The sequence below is a fragment of the Vibrio chagasii genome (assembly GCF_024347355.1).
Lineage (GTDB): Bacteria > Pseudomonadota > Gammaproteobacteria > Enterobacterales > Vibrionaceae > Vibrio > Vibrio chagasii.
Genome location: NZ_AP025465.1, coordinates 1849441 through 1867483, shown reverse-complemented (window position 1 = coordinate 1867483; position 18043 = coordinate 1849441). Strand labels below are relative to the sequence as shown.

Annotated in this window: 14 protein-coding genes and 1 pseudogene; 13 read left to right on the top strand and 2 right to left on the bottom strand. The window is 44.6% G+C overall.

What is annotated here, in order from left to right; genetic code table 11:
* Window positions 1-143: 143 nt before the first annotated feature.
* The 11 genes and pseudogenes from OCV52_RS08675 (at window position 144) to OCV52_RS08625 (ending at window position 13478) form a co-directional block, all read left to right on the top strand.
* Complete coding sequence (locus OCV52_RS08675; RefSeq protein WP_137406494.1) at window positions 144-923, top strand: winged helix-turn-helix domain-containing protein; 780 nt, start codon at window positions 144-146, stop codon at window positions 921-923.
* A gap of 187 nt (window positions 924-1110) precedes the next feature.
* A complete protein-coding gene (locus OCV52_RS08670) occupies window positions 1111-1431 on the top strand; it encodes a hypothetical protein (protein WP_239936268.1) in 321 nt (106 codons plus the stop codon).
* Between the two features lie 307 nt (window positions 1432-1738).
* Complete coding sequence (locus tag OCV52_RS08665; RefSeq protein ID WP_137406493.1) at window positions 1739-2458, top strand: GntR family transcriptional regulator; 720 nt, start codon at window positions 1739-1741, stop codon at window positions 2456-2458.
* Between the two features lie 37 nt (window positions 2459-2495).
* Complete coding sequence (prpB, locus tag OCV52_RS08660) at window positions 2496-3392, top strand: methylisocitrate lyase (RefSeq protein WP_137406492.1); 897 nt, start codon at window positions 2496-2498, stop codon at window positions 3390-3392.
* A gap of 159 nt (window positions 3393-3551) precedes the next feature.
* Window positions 3552-4742, top strand: coding sequence for a bifunctional 2-methylcitrate synthase/citrate synthase (gene prpC, locus OCV52_RS08655; protein WP_137406491.1), 1191 nt, complete (start codon window positions 3552-3554; stop codon window positions 4740-4742).
* A gap of 78 nt (window positions 4743-4820) precedes the next feature.
* Window positions 4821-7475: a Fe/S-dependent 2-methylisocitrate dehydratase AcnD gene (gene acnD, locus OCV52_RS08650; protein ID WP_137406490.1), complete on the top strand. Its 2655-nt coding sequence runs from the start codon at window positions 4821-4823 to the stop codon at window positions 7473-7475.
* 9 nt (window positions 7476-7484) lie between these two features.
* A complete protein-coding gene (gene prpF / locus OCV52_RS08645; RefSeq protein WP_137406489.1) occupies window positions 7485-8657 on the top strand; it encodes a 2-methylaconitate cis-trans isomerase PrpF in 1173 nt (390 codons plus the stop codon).
* Window positions 8658-8773: 116 nt separating this feature from the next.
* Window positions 8774-10677: pseudogene (locus OCV52_RS08640) on the top strand (propionyl-CoA synthetase).
* Window positions 10678-10901: 224 nt separating this feature from the next.
* Window positions 10902-11312, top strand: coding sequence for a glycine zipper domain-containing protein (locus tag OCV52_RS08635; protein WP_137406488.1), 411 nt, complete (start codon window positions 10902-10904; stop codon window positions 11310-11312).
* Window positions 11313-11502: 190 nt separating this feature from the next.
* Complete coding sequence (locus OCV52_RS08630; protein WP_061033470.1) at window positions 11503-11982, top strand: GNAT family N-acetyltransferase; 480 nt, start codon at window positions 11503-11505, stop codon at window positions 11980-11982.
* Between the two features lie 83 nt (window positions 11983-12065).
* Window positions 12066-13478, top strand: coding sequence for a bifunctional NUDIX hydrolase/phosphatase PAP2 family protein (locus OCV52_RS08625; protein WP_137406487.1), 1413 nt, complete (start codon window positions 12066-12068; stop codon window positions 13476-13478).
* Window positions 13479-13554: 76 nt separating this feature from the next.
* Here the strand turns inward: OCV52_RS08625 and OCV52_RS08620 are convergent, their stop codons facing one another.
* The gene (locus OCV52_RS08620) at window positions 13555-14364 is read right to left on the bottom strand and encodes a Cof-type HAD-IIB family hydrolase (protein ID WP_137406486.1); all 810 of its coding nucleotides are present in this window, start codon (window positions 14362-14364) and stop codon (window positions 13555-13557) included.
* A 184-nt stretch (window positions 14365-14548) separates the two neighbouring features.
* Here OCV52_RS08620 and queE point away from each other — a divergent pair, with 184 nt between their 5' ends.
* The gene (gene queE / locus OCV52_RS08615) at window positions 14549-15217 is read left to right on the top strand and encodes a 7-carboxy-7-deazaguanine synthase QueE (RefSeq protein WP_313956299.1); all 669 of its coding nucleotides are present in this window, start codon (window positions 14549-14551) and stop codon (window positions 15215-15217) included.
* 63 nt (window positions 15218-15280) lie between these two features.
* Entirely contained in the window at window positions 15281-15976 is a 696-nt protein-coding gene (gene queC / locus OCV52_RS08610) for a 7-cyano-7-deazaguanine synthase QueC (protein ID WP_137406485.1), read from the top strand.
* Here the strand turns inward: queC and OCV52_RS08605 are convergent.
* Window positions 15936-17777: a tetratricopeptide repeat-containing diguanylate cyclase gene (locus OCV52_RS08605; RefSeq protein ID WP_390903402.1), complete on the bottom strand. Its 1842-nt coding sequence runs from the start codon at window positions 17775-17777 to the stop codon at window positions 15936-15938. The genes queC and OCV52_RS08605 overlap by 41 nt on opposite strands.
* Window positions 17778-18043 lie beyond the last annotated feature (266 nt).

Below are 18043 nucleotides of genomic sequence, written 5' to 3'. Positions count from 1 at the left end.
GGGTAATTAAATCCTTTCTAGGATTCATTTCAATTCTGATTGGGCGACTGTGTTTATCAAGTTGCTTACTAGGTATAATTGATCTGTGATTACAATCGATGTGATTTTATGAATCTAAATGCTTTAATGAGGTTTTTCTATCAATGAATGTAGAATTTGATAGTGGGAAAAATAAAATAACTTATCGAGAAAAGGAATTACTGCTCAATAATAACGAGTTTAAATTAGCGATTCTTTTATTGGAAAAGCAAGGAGAAATGGTCGAAAAGTCGACCATATTAGATACAGTTTGGAAGAACAAGGTGGTGACTGAGGGGTCGATAAAACGAAGTATTTCGCTTTTGAGAAAGGCCTTTTATGATCTAGAGGCGAACGTTGAAATTACGGCATTCCGTGGTGTTGGTTACAGCATAAGCACTAAACTGAATGTGTTTATCGATAACGCACTGATAAGCCTGGACTCAGAAGAGCCAGAAATTGAAAAGAACGAGCCCTTATATCAGGAGATTACAAGCAAGATATCAACCAAGGCAAAACCTATTTTAACGCTCTTTATAAGCTTAAATCTTGCTGTTGGTGGTTATTTTTTGTACCAGGATTATGCTTACTCAGGTTTATCCCAGATCTCCCCATATATGAAAGATTCTTTTATATCATCTGACTACCATTTAAAGGTCTTGGAGAGTCAGGCTGGTAATAATATCAACCTGATCACTTTAAGGGATCATACTGCGCCTAAGCTATTATTGAACCTTATTAGTCAACTGAATACCGATATGACGCTATTTTATCAAGTTGAAGGTAAGAAGGTTTACTTCGCCTATGCGTTAGAAGATGTATCGCAAAACTCTTATGCCAATAACTATATAATCTCAGTTCACTCTCAAAATGAAAAAATTAAAAATATCCTTGAAAAATTTTAATAAGTATCACTTTTTCTTTCTGTTAAGTTTAGTTTTTATGCTTTTTTCTTTTATTAGGCATTATACGCATCAGAATCGTCACAACTTAAGCTTTGTCTACAACTATAAACAGTACGTTGAAAGAAAGAACGGGCTCAAACTCAAGACATTAAGCTCGACCAATTTTACTGATGAGCACTTTTCCATCATGTCTTACTCTTTTTCGAATAGCGGCGATGGGGTGTTATTTACTTCTGAAGCGCAAGTGGTCGAGAGACACAAAAATGTTTTCGAGTACTGTTTATATGATTCTGAGGTAGAGGACTTTACCGAACATAAAACCGACCCTCATTTTGAAGAGCTGTTTTTCACAGCATCTGACATCGTAATGAAAACGCGAACCCGAGATGTGAGTCGTAGTGCCGTGAATTACTTTAGCCAACACATCGTACTTATCAAGGGCGGAATATTTGAGTTCCCAACGTTGGTATCGCGTTCTCGCAGTCAACAATACGTGCCAATAACCTGATTCAAACGAGTAGACCGTTAATGTCAGAAATCAAAAAGCGTGTAAAACGGTAAATTTCCATACGTACTGTTTCGTCCCATATACTTTCACTTGACTCGTAGCGCTGGTAATACATTAATACCCCATCGGGTTCTGCTAAAGATAATTCACCAATCCAACCTCATATTGTTCAGCTTTTCTGCGTCATACCTTAGTCTAAATTGTCGACAATTATCTTGATTGTCGACAATTTGATCGTGTATTTTATGTTCATGTTGTTAAATTGTTGACAGTTTTGGTTCGACAATGAGAAGTGAGCAGAGTGAATATGAATACTGCGACAAAAGATCTTGCCTTAAGCGCTAACATAAAAACGCGTATTGGTGAAAAAGAAAATACCAAGTCAGAAAGCCTGACGGAATACTTGGTTGAAGCGATAGTTAACGGCGAGTTAGCGCCTGGTAGCAAGATCTCGGAACCCGAGTTAGCTAAACGCTTTGAGGTCAGTCGTGGTCCTTTGCGTGAAGCGATTATGCGTGTCGAAGGGTTAGGGCTGATTGAGCGAATTCCTCATATTGGCGCCCGAGTGATTACCTTTTCTGCTGACAAGCTACTTGAGCTTTACGCGGTTCGAGAGGCTCTAGAAGGCATGGCTGCAAGGCTAGCAGCAAGACACATCACACAAGATGAGCTTATCGGGCTTGAAGGATTATTGTCGACACATTCCCAACATATCGATGAAGTCGAGGGTTCTTCCTACTTTCATCAACACGGCGATTTCGACTTCCATTATCGAATCATTAAAGCCAGCCGCAACAGCAAACTTATTTCTCTACTGTGTGATGAGCTTTACCACTTGTTACGCATGTATCGCTATCAATCACCTAGAGCGCAGTCTCGACCAAAAGAGGCGCTTGATGAACATAAATATATCCTACAAGCAATCCGTAACCGTGATGAAGAGCTAGCAGAAATGCTGATGCGTCGACACATATCCGGTAGTCGTCTGCTTATCGAACAACAAATTCAATCCAAAGGTGTGGATTAAAAAATTACAAAATCAACATTAAACAGGGAGCGTCATTATGAAGTTATCAGCAGGAGCGAAGTTCCGCCAAGCTGTGCAAGACAATGATCCACTGCAGATCGTCGGCACGGTAAATCCGTATTGCGCGATGATGGCAAAGAACTTAGGTCATCAGGCTATCTACTTGTCTGGTGGAGGTATCGCCAATGCGTCTTACGGTTTGCCTGATCTGGGTATTACCACATTGAACGATGTGTTGGTGGATGTGGAACGCATTACCAACGCGTGTGATTTACCTTTGCTGGTGGATATTGATACGGGATTTGGTGGGGCGTTTAATATTGCACGAACCATTCGAGCGATGGAAAAAGCTGGCGCTGCTGCCATTCACATGGAAGACCAAGTGGCTCAGAAGAGATGTGGTCACCGACCAAATAAAGCGATTGTTAGCCAACAAGAAATGGTCGATCGAGTAAAAGCGGCAACCGATGCAAGAACTGATGAGAGCTTTGTGATCATGGCTCGTACCGATGCATTGGCAGTTGAAGGCATTGATAGCGCGATTGAGCGAGCGATTGCGTGTGTTGAAGCGGGCGCAGACATGATCTTCCCTGAAGCGATGAATCAGCTCGACCAATATGTAAAGTTTTCTGAAGCGCTCAAATCAGCGACAGGTAAGCATGTGCCAATCTTGGCCAATATCACCGAATTTGGACAAACCCCACTCTACAACTGCAAAGAGCTGGCGCAATCTCATGTCGACATGGTGCTTTATCCACTCAGTGCATTCCGCGCAATGAACAAAACGGCAGAGAATGTTTATAAGCACTTGCTAGTTGAAGGTAATCAAGAAGCACTGTTGGATTCAATGCAAACTCGTAAAGAGCTCTATGAGCACCTGAATTACCACGACTACGAGAACAAGCTGGATCAATTGTTTTCGAGTGAAGAATAAACACAGTTTCAAATATTAAAACATCAACTTAATCCAATAACGTGAATGGTTAGTTAGTCACATCGGGTCCGTCAAATCGAATGAGATAGTTGCGGTCACTGAATATAAATAGTCAGCACCAAAGAGTGCAGGGCGGCTAACCCAGAAAAGGAGTTCATCATGTCTTTATCTTTGAGTGATCAAGCAACTGTCGATAATGCTTCTGCAGTAAAACAACAAGTAAGTGCAGCACCAGCGATTGGTGGTGCTGGTCTGCGAGGGCAAAGCGCAGGCTCGACGGCGCTATGTACGGTTGGCAAATCAGGAACGGGTTTAACTTACCGTGGCTATGACATAACCGACCTTGCGAATCATGCTCAATTTGAAGAAGTCGCACACCTGCTACTAAGAGGTCATCTACCCAGTGAAAAAGAGTTAGACGACTACAAAACATTGTTGATTGGTTTACGTGGCTTGCCTGAACCGTTGAAAGCCGCTTTAGAACTTATCCCTGCAGACGCTCACCCTATGGATGTGATGAGAACAGGTTGCTCAATGTTGGGTAACTTAGAGCAAGAATCTGACTTCTCTGAGCAGCTATCATCAACAGAACGTATGCTTGCACTTTTCCCTGCCATTATCTGCTATTGGTATCGCTTCAGTCACGATGGTGTGCGAATTGATACACAGGATCAAAGCGAATCATGTTTAGGTGGTTACTTCTTGAAGATGCTAACGGACAAAGCACCGAGTGAATTGCATAAGAAGGTGATGCATTGTTCGCTAACGCTTTATGCAGAGCATGAGTTTAATGCCTCTACTTTTGCGGCTCGGGTTTGTGCATCAACACTGTCGGATATCCATTCGTGTGTGACAGCAGCAATTGGCACACTAAGAGGCCCACTGCATGGCGGTGCGAATGAAGCGGCAATGGAAATGATCCAAGATTGGAAAACCGCCGATGAAGCTGAAGCGAACATCATGAAGATGCTTGCTAACAAAGACAAAATCATGGGTTTCGGTCACGCCATTTATCGTGAGAGCGACCCACGTAACGCGCTAATCAAACGTTGGTCAAAAGAGCTAGCGCAAGAAGTTGGCGACGAGCAGCTTTATGCTGTATCTGAGCGCGTTGAAGCGGTTATGAAGCGTGAGAAAGGCTTGTTCTGTAATGCGGACTTTTTCCACGCATCGGCCTACCACTTCATGGATATTCCAACCAAACTGTTTACTCCGATCTTCGTGATGAGCCGCCTTACGGGCTGGACGGCGCACGTGTTCGAACAGAGAGAAAATAATCGCATCATTCGTCCAAGTGCAGACTACACCGGGCCGGAGCATCAAGACTGGCTACCTATTCATTTACGTTAATCCTTCTGTCTCAAGGTGGCTCATATATCGAGTTGTCCTTGAGAACCAATGAATAGAATTTTAGATAATGGTGGATGTATGTCTGATGTGAAAATTGAGAAAACCCCGAGCCTTGATCAAAATATAGGCGTTGAAAATAGCCAATACAGAAAGGCTCTACCGGGAACTGGCTTGGAATATTTCGACGCCCGTGAAGCGGTAGACGCGATATCTCCGGGTAGCTATAAAACCTTACCTTACACGTCCCGAGTGTTGGCGGAGCAATTGGTAAGAAGCTGTGATCCTGAAACCCTTGAAGACAGCTTAAAGCAGATCATTGAACGCAAGAGCGACTTAGATTTTCCTTGGTATCCAGCGCGTGTCGTGTGTCATGACATTCTGGGTCAGACCGCTCTGGTTGATTTAGCTGGCTTACGCGATGCGATTGCCGACCAAGGCGGAGACCCTGCCAAGGTGAACCCAGTGGTCGAAACTCAACTGATTGTTGATCACTCTTTGGCAGTGGAACATGCCGGGTTTGATAACGAAGCATTTGATAAAAACCGCGCGATTGAAGAGCGCAGAAACGAAGACCGTTTTCATTTTATTGAATGGTGTAAAACCGCGTTTAAAAACGTGAGTGTGATCCCTGCGGGTAACGGGATTATGCACCAGATTAACTTGGAGAAAATGTCCCCGGTTATTCAATCTAAAGAAGGTATCGCGTTCCCTGATACCTGTGTCGGTACCGACAGCCATACTCCGCATGTTGATGCTCTGGGTGTTATTGCAATAGGTGTGGGCGGCTTGGAAGCCGAGACTGTGATGCTAGGTCGTCCGTCTATGATGCGTTTACCAGACATCGTGGGCGTTAAACTTACCGGTCAAAGGCAAGAAGGTATTACGGCTACTGATATTGTGCTTGCTATTACTGAGTTTCTTCGCAATGAAAGAGTGGTTTCAAGCTACTTGGAATTCTTCGGTGAAGGTGCTCGTGCACTGACCATTGGTGATCGTGCGACTATCTCAAACATGACACCTGAATACGGCGCGACGGCAGGTATGTTCTACATCGATGAGCAGACCATTCAATATCTTAAGCTGACAGGTCGTGATCCTGAGCAAGTAGAGTTAGTTGAGCTTTACGCAAAGCAAACCGGACTCTGGGCGGATGATCTCGATTCGGCTCAATATGAGCGTGTATTGGAGTTTGATTTGTCGAAAGTTGAGCGAAACCTCGCAGGACCTTCGAACCCACATCGCCGTTTACCAACCAGTGAGCTTGCTCAGCAGGGTATCAGCCAAGCTTCTTGGAAAGCGCAACACGCGGAACAATATAGCGACGAGCAAATGCCTGATGGCGCGGTAATTATCGCCGCGATTACCTCTTGCACTAATACCAGTAACCCAAGAAACGTGGTAGCAGCAGGACTAGTGGCAAAAAAAGCGAATCAACTTGGTCTGGTTCGTAAGCCTTGGGTGAAAACGTCATTTGCTCCAGGATCTAAGGTTGCCAAGCTCTATTTAGAGTCAGCAGGTTTACTTCCAGAACTGGAACAGTTGGGTTTCGGCATTGTCGGCTATGCATGTACGACGTGTAACGGTATGAGTGGAGCGTTGGCTCCTCAAATTCAACAAGAGATCATTGAGCGCGACCTCTATTCCACTGCGGTGTTATCGGGCAATCGAAATTTTGATGGTCGAATCCATCCTTATGCAAAACAAGCCTTTCTAGCTTCACCGCCATTGGTGGTTGCTTATGCCTTAGCGGGTACGATTCGCTTTGATATCGAGAAAGACAGCTTAGGCACTGACAACAATGGTAAACCAATCTATTTAAGTGACTTGTGGCCGAGTGATGCAGAGATCGATGCGGTTGTCGGTGAGCATGTTAAGCCTCAGCAATTCCAACAAATCTACGTGAAAATGTTCCAGCCGGATGGGGAACAGGTAACGACTGAACCGCTTTATGACTGGCGACCTCAAAGTACCTATATTCGTAGACCGCCTTATTGGGAAGGGGCTCTCGCAGGTGAACGAAGCCTATCTGGCATGAGGCCTTTAGCCATTTTAGGTGACAACATCACTACGGATCACCTATCGCCATCAAATGCGATTCTTGCATCAAGTGCGGCAGGTGAGTATCTCGCAAAAATGGACGTTCCAGAAGAAGACTTTAACTCTTACGCGACACATCGTGGCGATCATTTAACCGCGCAACGAGCAACATTCGCCAACCCAAAACTGTTTAACGAAATGGTGAAGGACGCTGGAGAAGTCGTGCAAGGTTCATTAGCCCGAGTTGAGCCCGAAGGGCAGGTTACCCGAATGTGGGAAGCGATAGAAACCTACATGAACCGTAAACAACCTTTGATTGTTGTGGCTGGCGCAGACTATGGACAAGGTTCATCACGCGACTGGGCGGCTAAAGGCGTCCGATTAGCGGGTGTTGAAGTGATTGTTGCTGAAGGTTTTGAGCGAATCCACAGAACTAACTTAGTGGGTATGGGCGTTTTGCCTTTGCAATTCAAAGCGGGAATCAATCGCAACACCTTAGAGTTGGATGGGACCGAACTGTACGACGTGTATGGCGACATCCAGGCGGGTTCTGATTTGGCTTTAGTGATCACACGTAAAAGCGGAGAAAAACTTGATGTGCCAGTGACCTGTAGATTGGATACGGCAGACGAAGTAAGTGTGTATAGCGCTGGTGGCGTATTACAACGCTTTGCCAAAGACTTTCTCGCGCAATAGGAGCCTGTGATGAACATTAAACAGATAAAAGTCCCAGCAACTTATATGCGTGGAGGAACCAGCAAGGGTGTTTTCTTCTGCTTGAATGACTTACCCGAAGCGGCGCAAGTTGCGGGGCCTGCGAGAGACGAGTTTCTTCTGCGTGTGGTTGGCAGCCCAGATCCTTATGGTAAGCAAACTGATGGTATGGGAGGCGCGACCTCCAGTACCAGTAAAACCGTCATCGTGTCGAAGAGTGATAAAACCGATCACGATGTTGACTACCTCTTTGGTCAAGTAGCAATAGACAAGCCATTTGTCGATTGGAGCGGGAACTGCGGTAATTTGTCTGCGGCGATTGGTCCATTCGCCATTCATACTGGATTAGTTGATTCAAGCCGTATCCCTGAAAACGGTGTGGTCGAAGTGCGAGTATGGCAAGTTAATATCGAGAAAACCATTATTGTTCATGTGCCTATCATGGACGGTGAAGTTCAAGAGTTGGGGGATTTTGAACTTGATGGTGTCACTTTCCCCTCCGCTGAAATTCAGGTCGATTTTCTAGATCCGGCAGATGGGAGTGGGTCGATGTTTCCTACAGGAAATGTGGTCGATTTCTTAGATGTTCCAGATCTAGGTTGCATCAAGGCGACTTACATTAATGCGGGAATACCGACTATTTTTATTAATGCTGAATCGGTCGGATATCTAGGCACAGAGCTTCAATCAGATATCAACAGCGATCCAAAAGCCCTAGAAATGTTTGAGTCTATCCGAGCGCATGGCGCAGTTGCGATGGGGCTTATTGATTCGTTAGAACAAGCGGAATCACGCCAGCACACCCCAAAGGTTGCCTTTGTTGCTAAGCCTCAAGCGTATCAAGCTTCAAGTGGCAAGTCAGTTGCTGTGGATGAGACAGATCTGCTGGTACGCGCTCTGTCTATGGGGCAATTGCATCACGCCATGATGGGCACAGCTGCGGTTGCGATTGCTTCAGCGGCGAGTGTGCCGGGCACGCTAGTGAATTTAGAGGCGGGAGGAGGCTCTCGTGACTTTGTGACTTTTGGGCATCCATCAGGAACATTGAAGGTAGGTGCTAAAGCGCTAGAGACAGAAAGCGGATGGAAAGTTGAGAGGGCGATTATGAGTCGTAGTGCCCGAGTGATCATGGAAGGTGCCATTCGTGTGCCTTTTCCCAAGTAAAGCGATTTTCGTGTTCGGTTAAATGTTCCGAACACAACGCTGAGAAAAGAGCGCAATCAAGTGCTATTGCCGAAGGGCAGGCGCTTGGAAAATGGATGAATCATGGAGGTGGCACTATGTCTGCTACAAATCGAATGAATAGAGAAACGGATTACATCACCGAGTATCAATGGGCGAGGGAAGACCCCAATTCGTTCTGGGAAACACAATCACAAGCCATTGATTGGTTTGAATCACCCCAAAACATCTTACAAGCCGACAAGAATGGGATCGAACGTTGGTTTCCTGACGGGGTAATGAATACCTGTTGGTTAGCGCTGGATTATCATTGTGAACATGGACGCGGTGACAAGGTTGCGCTTATTTATGATTCGCCAGTAACTGGCGTCAAGACCTCTTATTCTTATAATGAACTCCGCGAACAAGTGGCAAAAACGGCTGGAATGCTTGCCGAGCAAGGCGTAACCAAGGGTGATCGTGTGGTGATCTACATGCCAATGATTCCTGAAGCGGCAATGGCAATGTTGGCTTGTGCTCGACTGGGAGCGGTTCACTCGGTTGTGTTTGGCGGATTCGCTCCTCATGAGCTTGCCGTTCGAATTGAGGATGCCGAGCCGAAGGTGTTGATTACTGCATCTTGTGGTGTTGAGATTAACAAGGTGCTGCCATATAAACCGATGGTCGATCGCGCAATCATGGACAGCCGCTGGAAGCCTGAAAAAGTGGTGGTATTCCAAAGAGAGCAGTCACTAGCCGAATTGAACAACGAACGCGATGTACTCTGGCAACAAGCCGTTGAGGATGCCTTGCCACATGTGTGTGTACCTGTTCTTGCAACAGACCCACTATATATACTGTATACCTCTGGAACGACAGGTAAACCAAAAGGGGTTGTACGTGATAATGGTGGTCATGCGGTTGCGTTGAAATACTCGATGAGCACTATCTACGATATGCCGCAAGACGGTGTGTTTTGGGCTGCTTCTGATGTCGGTTGGGTCGTTGGGCATTCCTATATTGTGTATGCGCCATTGATTCATGGTTGTACGACCATTTTGTATGAAGGTAAGCCAGTACGAACGCCAGATCCGGGTGCTTTCTGGCGCGTGTGTGAAGAGTATAATGTCGATGTGCTTTTCTCGGCACCAACGGCCTTCCGGGCAATTAAGAAGGAAGATCCCGAAGGAGAGTTGCTCAACAAGTATGACTTATCATCACTCAAGTCTATTTTCATGGCAGGTGAACGTTTAGACCCGCCAACATTGGACTGGGTCGAATCTCACACGAGCAAACCAGTTATCGATCACTGGTGGCAAACGGAGACGGGTTGGGCGATTTCCGCAAATCCGACGGGGCTTCAGTCTTTGCTTGTGAAAGCGGGCTCTTCAACTAAACCTGTACCGGGTTATCAAGTGGAGATCCTCAATGAGTTGGGTGAGCCTGTAAAAGCTAATCAACAAGGTTTGTCGCACTTAAACGACCACTTCCACCTGGTTGCTTACCGACGGTATGGCGCAACCACGATAGGTTTGAATCGGGTTATTTAAGCCAATTCCCAGGGTACTACGTCTCGGGAGATGGCGGTTACCTTGATGAAGATGGTTACCTATTTATTATGGGCCGAATTGATGATGTGATAAATGTGGCGGGCCACCGCTTGTCTACGGGTGAAATGGAAGAAATTGTTGGTGGCCACCCTGCCATTGCTGAATGTGCTGTGGTTGGTATTCACGATGATTTAAAAGGTCAGCTTCCTCTCGGATTGGTTGTTCTTAAAGATGGAGTGAAAGTGGATGGAGAAGACCTTCAAGCTGAGTTAGTGGGTAAGGTTCGAAATGAGATTGGTGCTGTCGCCTGCTTCAAGCAAGCCTTAGTAGTCGAGAGATTGCCTAAGACGCGTTCAGGTAAAATCTTACGAAGAACCATACGTCAAATTGCAGAAGGTGAACAATACGTAGTACCTTCGACGATTGATGACCCAACAAGCTTAACTGAGATCGCACAAAAGCTCGGAAAATAGGGCGAGGTTCATTTGATACAGGTTAATAGGCGATCCGATGGGATCGCCTTTTTTGTGTCTGGGGAAGAGAACCCTGGCTCACAAAGCACTTAGTATTTCGTTATGCATAAATTGGGTTATATATAGCAGACCATTATGTTTTATCTAAACTTGCGTTTATTTATCTTGTTCGTTCGTCTGCTTAATATGGCGTCAATCCAAACGAAGAACGAAGCGAGACTCCTATGACATTCACTAAACCTTTTCTTTTAGCGACACTGATTGTGACTCTTTCTGGCTGTGCATCACCGGCAATGGATAACGAAAATGAGAATGCTGCACGAAATCGTGGTGCGGTAGGCGGTGCGTTACTAGGAGCGACAGCGGGTGCACTGACTGGAGATGCAAGCTTGGCCGTTAAAGGTGCTGCATTGGGTGGTGTTACTGGTGGTGTCGCGGGTTCAATGAAGGATACGGATGATGCGAGAAATGCTCAGCGAACTCAAGTGACTGCTGATGGCTTGTCGCAAGATAACCGCACTGATGCGGAGAAACGAGTCGCTGAAGTCGAAGCGGAAATTAAGTTGATTGAATTGGAGCAGCAGCTTGTTGATCTTAAGGAAGGCAAAGAGGAGAAAAAAGGCGACGGCGCATAATGCTCGACTCTTGCCCAATAGGTTTAACAACCATCCCATCTCAACGCGAATGACCACGACAACGTGGTCATTTTTGTATCTAAAATACACTGTTCAAACAACGAATTAATTCAATCACTTGTATAGCTAGTGATGGCAAGTAAACTAGACTCTGTTTAGATAATTAATTGGGCTGAGAACCGTACTCATAATGAACGTCACACTAAGAGCTGCAAAGCACACCGATCTAGAGCAACTTAATGAGTTGATGTTTGATCTTCACCATCACCATCATATTGCTTGTCCTGAGCACTTTAAGACGGCTGAAGAGATCGAGCAGGAAAAGAGTATTGCAAGGTACTTAGATGATCCAGAGTGCCTAGTGTATGTGGCGCTCAAAGGGCAGCTAATTGTCGGGTTCATTTCAGGACACTTTTGTGAGCTTATCTCCACAGTGAGCAAGCCGGTTCAGATGGGGAGTGTCGATGAGCTTTTTGTTTTACCGGAATACCGAAAAGCGGATGTCGCTCAGTCGTTGTTTGAGCGTATCGAATCCACTTTCGAAAACTATGGTGTAACGCAAGTGTTTGTCGAGGTTTGGGACTTTAACTCTCCTGCCAAGGACTTCTATCAAAAAATGGGGTTCACACCTCACATTCAATGGATGAGAAAGGCTTTGCACAAAACATAGACAGCGATTTTTTGCGTGTTTCATTACAATAGTTCAACTGCGATAGCAGTCTCCATTTCTTCTATTATTTGTAGGTAAATTCGTTGGCTATTCGATATCTATTGATTTTTATTATTTCTCTGTTGAGTACTACTCCCGCTTTGGCAAACAACACCTTGCCTGATCATATTGCGGGCGCCTTGTGTGTAGTACGTGCTGACAATCAAATTGTGTTAGTTGATGAGCTGATCACGGGGCAATTGTCTCTCCCGGGAGGCACCGTAGTCGCCGGTGAATCACCTGCTATCGCAGCGCAGCGCGAAACCTGGGAAGAAGCGGGGCTATCCGTAACGGTTGGTGATGTACTTGGTTACACAGACAGTGCTGTTATTTATGATTGTATCTCAGATTCTGAGGTGATCAGTTATCAAGCTCGAAACGAGATAGGTGGCTTTGAATTACCTATTTGGTTTGCTCCGCATTATGGCGTCGAAGTGAGTAGGGCGATGTTGCTTCCTCCTACTGCGCTACCAGCAAATGAATACCGCTACCCAGAACAGTGGTCTGAGATTAATGAGCTGTTTCTATTGGCGACAAATCAGCCTGTGACTTATGTGACGGAGCTGGTGGGTGCAGCGCCAAAAGTTCACCAAGTTGAACTAGGTTGGATTGTCTCGCTGCAAAACATGTTCGATAAGTTACCTAGTATCTTTTCTAATACGGTTCTATTGACCGATCTACTCGCAAAACCGTGGGCTTTCATTGTGATTTTGCCATTAATCGCTTGGCATTTTGGTCGCAACTTTGCGTTGAAGTTCGGTTTCACCTTGATATCAGTGACACTGCTGACTTTGATAGCGCACCAAGGTTTTGGTTTCCCACGTCCACACGCTTATCTCCCAACATTGAAATTAGTGATGAGCAGTGGTTATAGTTTTCCAAGTTTGTTGGCAGCGCTTTGGGTGAGTTTAACTTTGTTGGTGCTGTGGAAACTAAAACGTCTTTTTGAGCAGAAGTCGATACTGATTGTACTTGCCGGGCTACTTTGGATTATGCTGTTTAAAGCTTATACGGGCAGTGCATTTTTCAGTGATGTGTTGATGGGCGGTTTGTTAGGCGCCTTAACGACTTGGCATATAGTGAGACTTGATAGTAAACCCGATGTTGATATTAGTGTGCTATTAAGATCCAAAGGCGTTTGGTGGGGCTTATGCCTACTATCAATCGTACTTACAGTTATCTGGCCACTGCCAACGTTCTCATTCTGGGTCGCTATTTTAATGACCATTGCTTGCCTCGTGACTCTAACGGACTCTAAACCTTTAATCGGTCAATTCTCGTTTAAGGTTGTACTAGGCGTGATGGCGATGTTGCTTGCGGGAAATCTGCTGATTAGCTGGGCTGGTAGCTTTGTTTCTTTTAGTGGTATCGCTTCATTTATTGTTGAGACATTACGCTTCCCAATTTTGATTTTGTTTGGTGTTGTGGCATTTCGTTTGCCTTGGGCAAGAAAATAGTCGAACGATACTTGTTAACTACAAAAAGGCTGTGCATTGCACAGCCTTTTTAATGTCTACGATACCAGTCGAATGATTACGAGTTAAAGATAAACTTTTCAATCGCAACCGCTACGCCATGATTGTCGTTGCTTGCTGTGATGTGATCTGCCAGTTTCTTGGTTTCTTCCATTGCGTTGTCCATTGCAATGCCCAGACCCGCGTATTCCAGCATATGGTGGTCATTTTCAGCGTCGCCCATACAGATTACTTCTTCGGCTGTAATGCCTAAGTGTTTGGCAATGGCTTCAATACCAACACCTTTGTTCGAGTTCGGATTTAGGAACTCTAAGAAAAAAGGTGCGCTCTGAACAATAGTAAACTGATTCTTAAGCTGTTGTGGCAATTTACTGATGATGTCTGTCAGTTTCGTTGGCTCAGCAACAATCATGGTTTTAATTATTTCGTGGTCGTCTTCCAACTGAGAAAAATCGAATTCGGTAATATCTAAGCCGTTAATGCGCGCCTCAATGCCGGTGTATTCGTTGTTCTCTGGTGTAATTAAACCATGAACTTTGCTGAATGCATGGACATAGCCACCAAGCTGTTCGGCAAGTGCAGCGATTTCTTTTGCTACTTTACCATTACTGATCTCGCTATGAATGATCTCTTTTGTTGATACATTCTGAACCATAGAGCCATTGTAGAAGAGTACAAAGTCATCCTCGCCGTTAATTGAAAGCTCATCGAGTTTGCTTTGCATGCCTTCTAAAGGGCGGCCAGAAGCCAGAACGACTTTCACACCCGCAGCGCGAGCTTTAGCAATTGCGTCTTTGTTCTCTTGAGAAATCACTTTGTCACTGTTGAGAAGTGTACCGTCCATATCAAGAGCAATCAGTTTGTACATGCTGTTCCTTACTAAAAATTAAAAGCTAACGAAATCTAACGGGCGAAAGGATAAGGGAACTTGAAACTTCAGGCTAGGGCTTTGATCAACTGATTTATCAGTACTCATTTGTTTGACCAAAAGGGGTAAGTGCTTTAAGGTCTGCGGTTGATTAATTTCATCAAATGATTGAGCTGAGGGAAAGTTGTACAAGATTAACGAAATGTTTGAAACCATCCAGGGTGAGGGCGTGTTTACCGGCGTTCCTGCTGTTTTTGTTCGTCTGCAAATTTGCCCTGTAGGCTGTTCTTGGTGTGATACCAAACAGACATGGGAAGCTTTGCCAGAAGACGAGACTAGCCTTGGTGATATCATGGTTAAGACAGAGGATTCACCGACTTGGTCTTCTATTGATGCTCAAGGAATCGTGAATGAATACATCAAGCAAGGTTACACTGCAAAACACATTGTGATTACAGGTGGTGAGCCATGTATTTATGATCTTGTCCCTCTTACTGAAGCATTTGAGAAACACGGCTGTCGCTGCCAAATTGAGACTAGCGGTACATCTGAAGTCAAAGCGACACCTGATACTTGGGTTACGGTGTCACCCAAGGTGGCAATGAAAGCGAAACTGGAAATCTTAGACAGCGCTTTACAGCGTGCGAACGAGATTAAGCACCCAGTAGGAACAAGTAAGGATATCGAGCAACTTGATGGTTTACTGGAACGAGCAGAAGTATCTGACGATACTGTGATTGCTCTACAACCAATTAGCCAAAAAGATCGTGCGACGAAGCTTTGTATTGATACCTGCATTGAGCGCAATTGGCGCTTATCAATTCAAACTCATAAGTACTTGAGCATCGCATAGTTTGTGACTTTGTAGAGTACTTACCCGTTGTAGAAAGCTCGTCAGTTTTAGGTAGGAATGGAAATGAAAAAAGCAGTAGTAGTATTTAGTGGTGGTCAAGACTCAACCACGTGTCTAGTTCAAGCATTAAAAGAGTATGATGAAGTTCATGCGATTACGTTTGACTATGGTCAGCGTCATAAACTCGAGATTGAAGTCGCTGAATCACTAGCTAAAGAGTTAGGCGTGAAAGCGCACAAAGTGATGGATGTGACTCTATTAAATGAGCTAGCTATCAGCTCTTTAACTCGTGACGATATTCCTGTTTCTCATGAACTGCAAGACAACGGTTTGCCAAACTCGTTTGTCCCAGGTCGTAACATTCTGTTCTTAACACTGGCTGGCATTTACGCGTACCAAATTGGCGCGGAAACGGTGATTACCGGTGTGTGTGAAACAGACTTTTCTGGTTACCCTGATTGTCGCAATGACTTTGTAAAAGCGATGAACACTGCGCTAGTTCAAGGTATGGATAAGCAGCTGGATATCAAAACGCCACTCATGTGGCTAAACAAGGCTGAAACTTGGGCCTTAGCTGATCAATACTCAGCACTTGAGCTTGTTCGTAGTAAAACCCTAACTTGTTACAACGGCATCATTGGTGATGGTTGTGGCGATTGTCCAGCGTGTGAATTACGTAAAGTCGGCCTTAATGATTACCTAGGTGACCGCGAAAGCATCATGGCTGAGTTGGTTCGCAAACAGGCTGAGAATAAATAACTTCTGGTAAATCAATAGGTTCGTTATAGGCATCGATGATGCAGTTTCGGCCGTTGCTCTTTGCTTGATACAACGCTTGATCAAGAACTGAATACAAGTCATCAAAGTCACTTAATGCGTTTGAGGTTGCTAAGTAAGCAAAACTCGCGGTTACATTAAGTGGCTTTTTACTTTCTGATAAGAAGACCGTGCTTGATATGGCGTAGTGCAACTCTTCAACTCGTTCTCTTACTTCCGGTGGGGGGGTGTCTGTCAGCATTACTACAAACTCTTCACCACCTAAACGACCAAACAACTCTCCGCTCATTAAATGCTTTCTGATTTGTCTGCTAATGTGAACTATTGCTCTGTCCCCGGTTGGGTGACCATGTTCATCATTGATTTTCTTAAACTTATCTAAGTCTAATAAGACTAGAACATGCTGTTTATTCGTTTCTTGAGAACGCTTCACCCGTTTAATTCGTCTTATGATCTCAGTTCTGTTGTACGCTTTGGTCGTAGCGTCAATCGCTGCTTTTGAGCGAATTGTTTTATTCGCGAACACCATAAAACTCCCACCACACAACAATAGAATCACAATGATGTTGTAAACCCAGCTTTGGCGCTCCATTTTTTCGATATGAAGGCGGTCAATGTTCGCTTGATGCATTAACAAGGAATTCTCTAGTTCCTGTTCATATTTGGTATGAGCAATATCGAGCGCCTCGAGTGCGAGTCGGTTGTCTGTATCTCGCGCTTCCATCTGAATGGATGAATATCGTTGATAATAGATAAACGCTTGTTGGTAATCATTAAGCGCTTTGTGTATCTCAGATAATTGAAGTAGAGCTTGAGCTGTGTATTTGTGTCTTGATACCTGTTCCGCTAACTTCAAAGCTTGCTCGGCATAATTAAGTGCCTCAGCCATAAGCTTTTTCTCTTCGAACATATCACTCACTGCCAGATAAGCATTGATACGAATGCCATCATTGTTCAATTCATTGGCAGCCTCGAGTGACTCTACTAAATAGCTTCGCGCTAAATCATACTTTTGTGTTTGCGTATAAGCTTTACCTAACCCTAAACGAGTGACTGCCATGCCGTAGTTATGGGATGATTCTCTTAGTAATTTATGCGCTTGTTCAAAGTGATGAATCGCTAAGTCGCTTTGGCTTTGATTTAAATAGAGATCAGCAAGGCTGTGATGAACCTGAGCCTTCATTAGGCCTGAAGCATCGGCTCTAAGGGCAAGCGCTTCCTCTAGGTATTGAGTTGATTTTTCATACTGTTTTAGCTCTTTGAGTAAGTTACCAATATCGTTGTAAACCCCAGAGATATCATTTCCTTTTGGGAATGCCTTGATCAAAGATAGATAGGTATTTAACGCGGTGTGGTAGTCACTACGAAAATGATGATTGTTAGCGATGACCCGATGAGTAATGAACTTGGGCAGCACAGGATCGATGGCATCATGTAAGTCGGACTCAAGCCCCGAGCAATAGTAGTTCGCTTGATGATATTTAGCTTGTTCGTTGAGGGATCGACATAATTGGTACTTGAGCAGTGCTTTGCCGGTTGAATCGCTACGAGATTGCATTTTTGCTAACAGAGTCAAAAAGCCTTGCTGTGCCTCTTCATATTGACCTTTGCCGTCTTTCATCAGAGCAGAAAGAAATGTTTTTTCAATTGCCTGGTATTCGCTGTCATTGGAAGCTATGCCATAGAAGGGTTGATCGCGATGACTCATGTATTGATAGAGGAGAGATGATAGGTAAAGCTTATCACCGTAAACAGTCGAGCTCGTATAGCGTGTTTGCAGCATGTTTAACGCACGTTCAGGAGAGTGCTTCAAAGTCGATAGGTAAAGTGTATTCCAATCAGCGTTTGGAGTGTTTATATCAGATGCTCTTGGCAAAGTGATAGGTGAGTCTAAAGAGAGACTTGGACTAACTGGTTGGCTGTGTGTAACAAAACTAACCAAAAATATAAAGCAAAGGAAAAGAGAACGTGTCACAAGAAGCTATCAATTAGATAAAGAACGATATTCTATGATTAGTTTGATCTTGCTTCAATTTTTGAGGGGTGTTT

Excerpts from the sequence above, each read along its gene's own strand:
- queC (WP_137406485.1), top strand. The coding sequence starts at position 15,281 with ATGAAAAAAGCAGTAGTAGTATTTAGTGGTGGTCAAGACTCAACCACG.
- acnD (WP_137406490.1), top strand. The coding sequence starts at position 4,821 with ATGTCTGATGTGAAAATTGAGAAAACCCCGAGCCTTGATCAAAATATA.
- OCV52_RS08665 (WP_137406493.1), top strand. The coding sequence starts at position 1,739 with ATGAATACTGCGACAAAAGATCTTGCCTTAAGCGCTAACATAAAAACG.
- OCV52_RS08620 (WP_137406486.1), bottom strand. The coding sequence starts at position 14,364 with ATGTACAAACTGATTGCTCTTGATATGGACGGTACACTTCTCAACAGT.
- prpC (WP_137406491.1), top strand. The coding sequence starts at position 3,552 with ATGTCTTTATCTTTGAGTGATCAAGCAACTGTCGATAATGCTTCTGCA.
- OCV52_RS08630 (WP_061033470.1), top strand. The coding sequence starts at position 11,503 with ATGAACGTCACACTAAGAGCTGCAAAGCACACCGATCTAGAGCAACTT.
- prpF (WP_137406489.1), top strand. The coding sequence starts at position 7,485 with ATGAACATTAAACAGATAAAAGTCCCAGCAACTTATATGCGTGGAGGA.
- OCV52_RS08605 (WP_390903402.1), bottom strand. The coding sequence starts at position 17,777 with ATGCTGCAAACACGCTATACGAGCTCGACTGTTTACGGTGATAAGCTT.
- prpB (WP_137406492.1), top strand. The coding sequence starts at position 2,496 with ATGAAGTTATCAGCAGGAGCGAAGTTCCGCCAAGCTGTGCAAGACAAT.
- OCV52_RS08670 (WP_239936268.1), top strand. The coding sequence starts at position 1,111 with ATGTCTTACTCTTTTTCGAATAGCGGCGATGGGGTGTTATTTACTTCT.
- OCV52_RS08635 (WP_137406488.1), top strand. The coding sequence starts at position 10,902 with ATGACATTCACTAAACCTTTTCTTTTAGCGACACTGATTGTGACTCTT.
- OCV52_RS08675 (WP_137406494.1), top strand. The coding sequence starts at position 144 with ATGAATGTAGAATTTGATAGTGGGAAAAATAAAATAACTTATCGAGAA.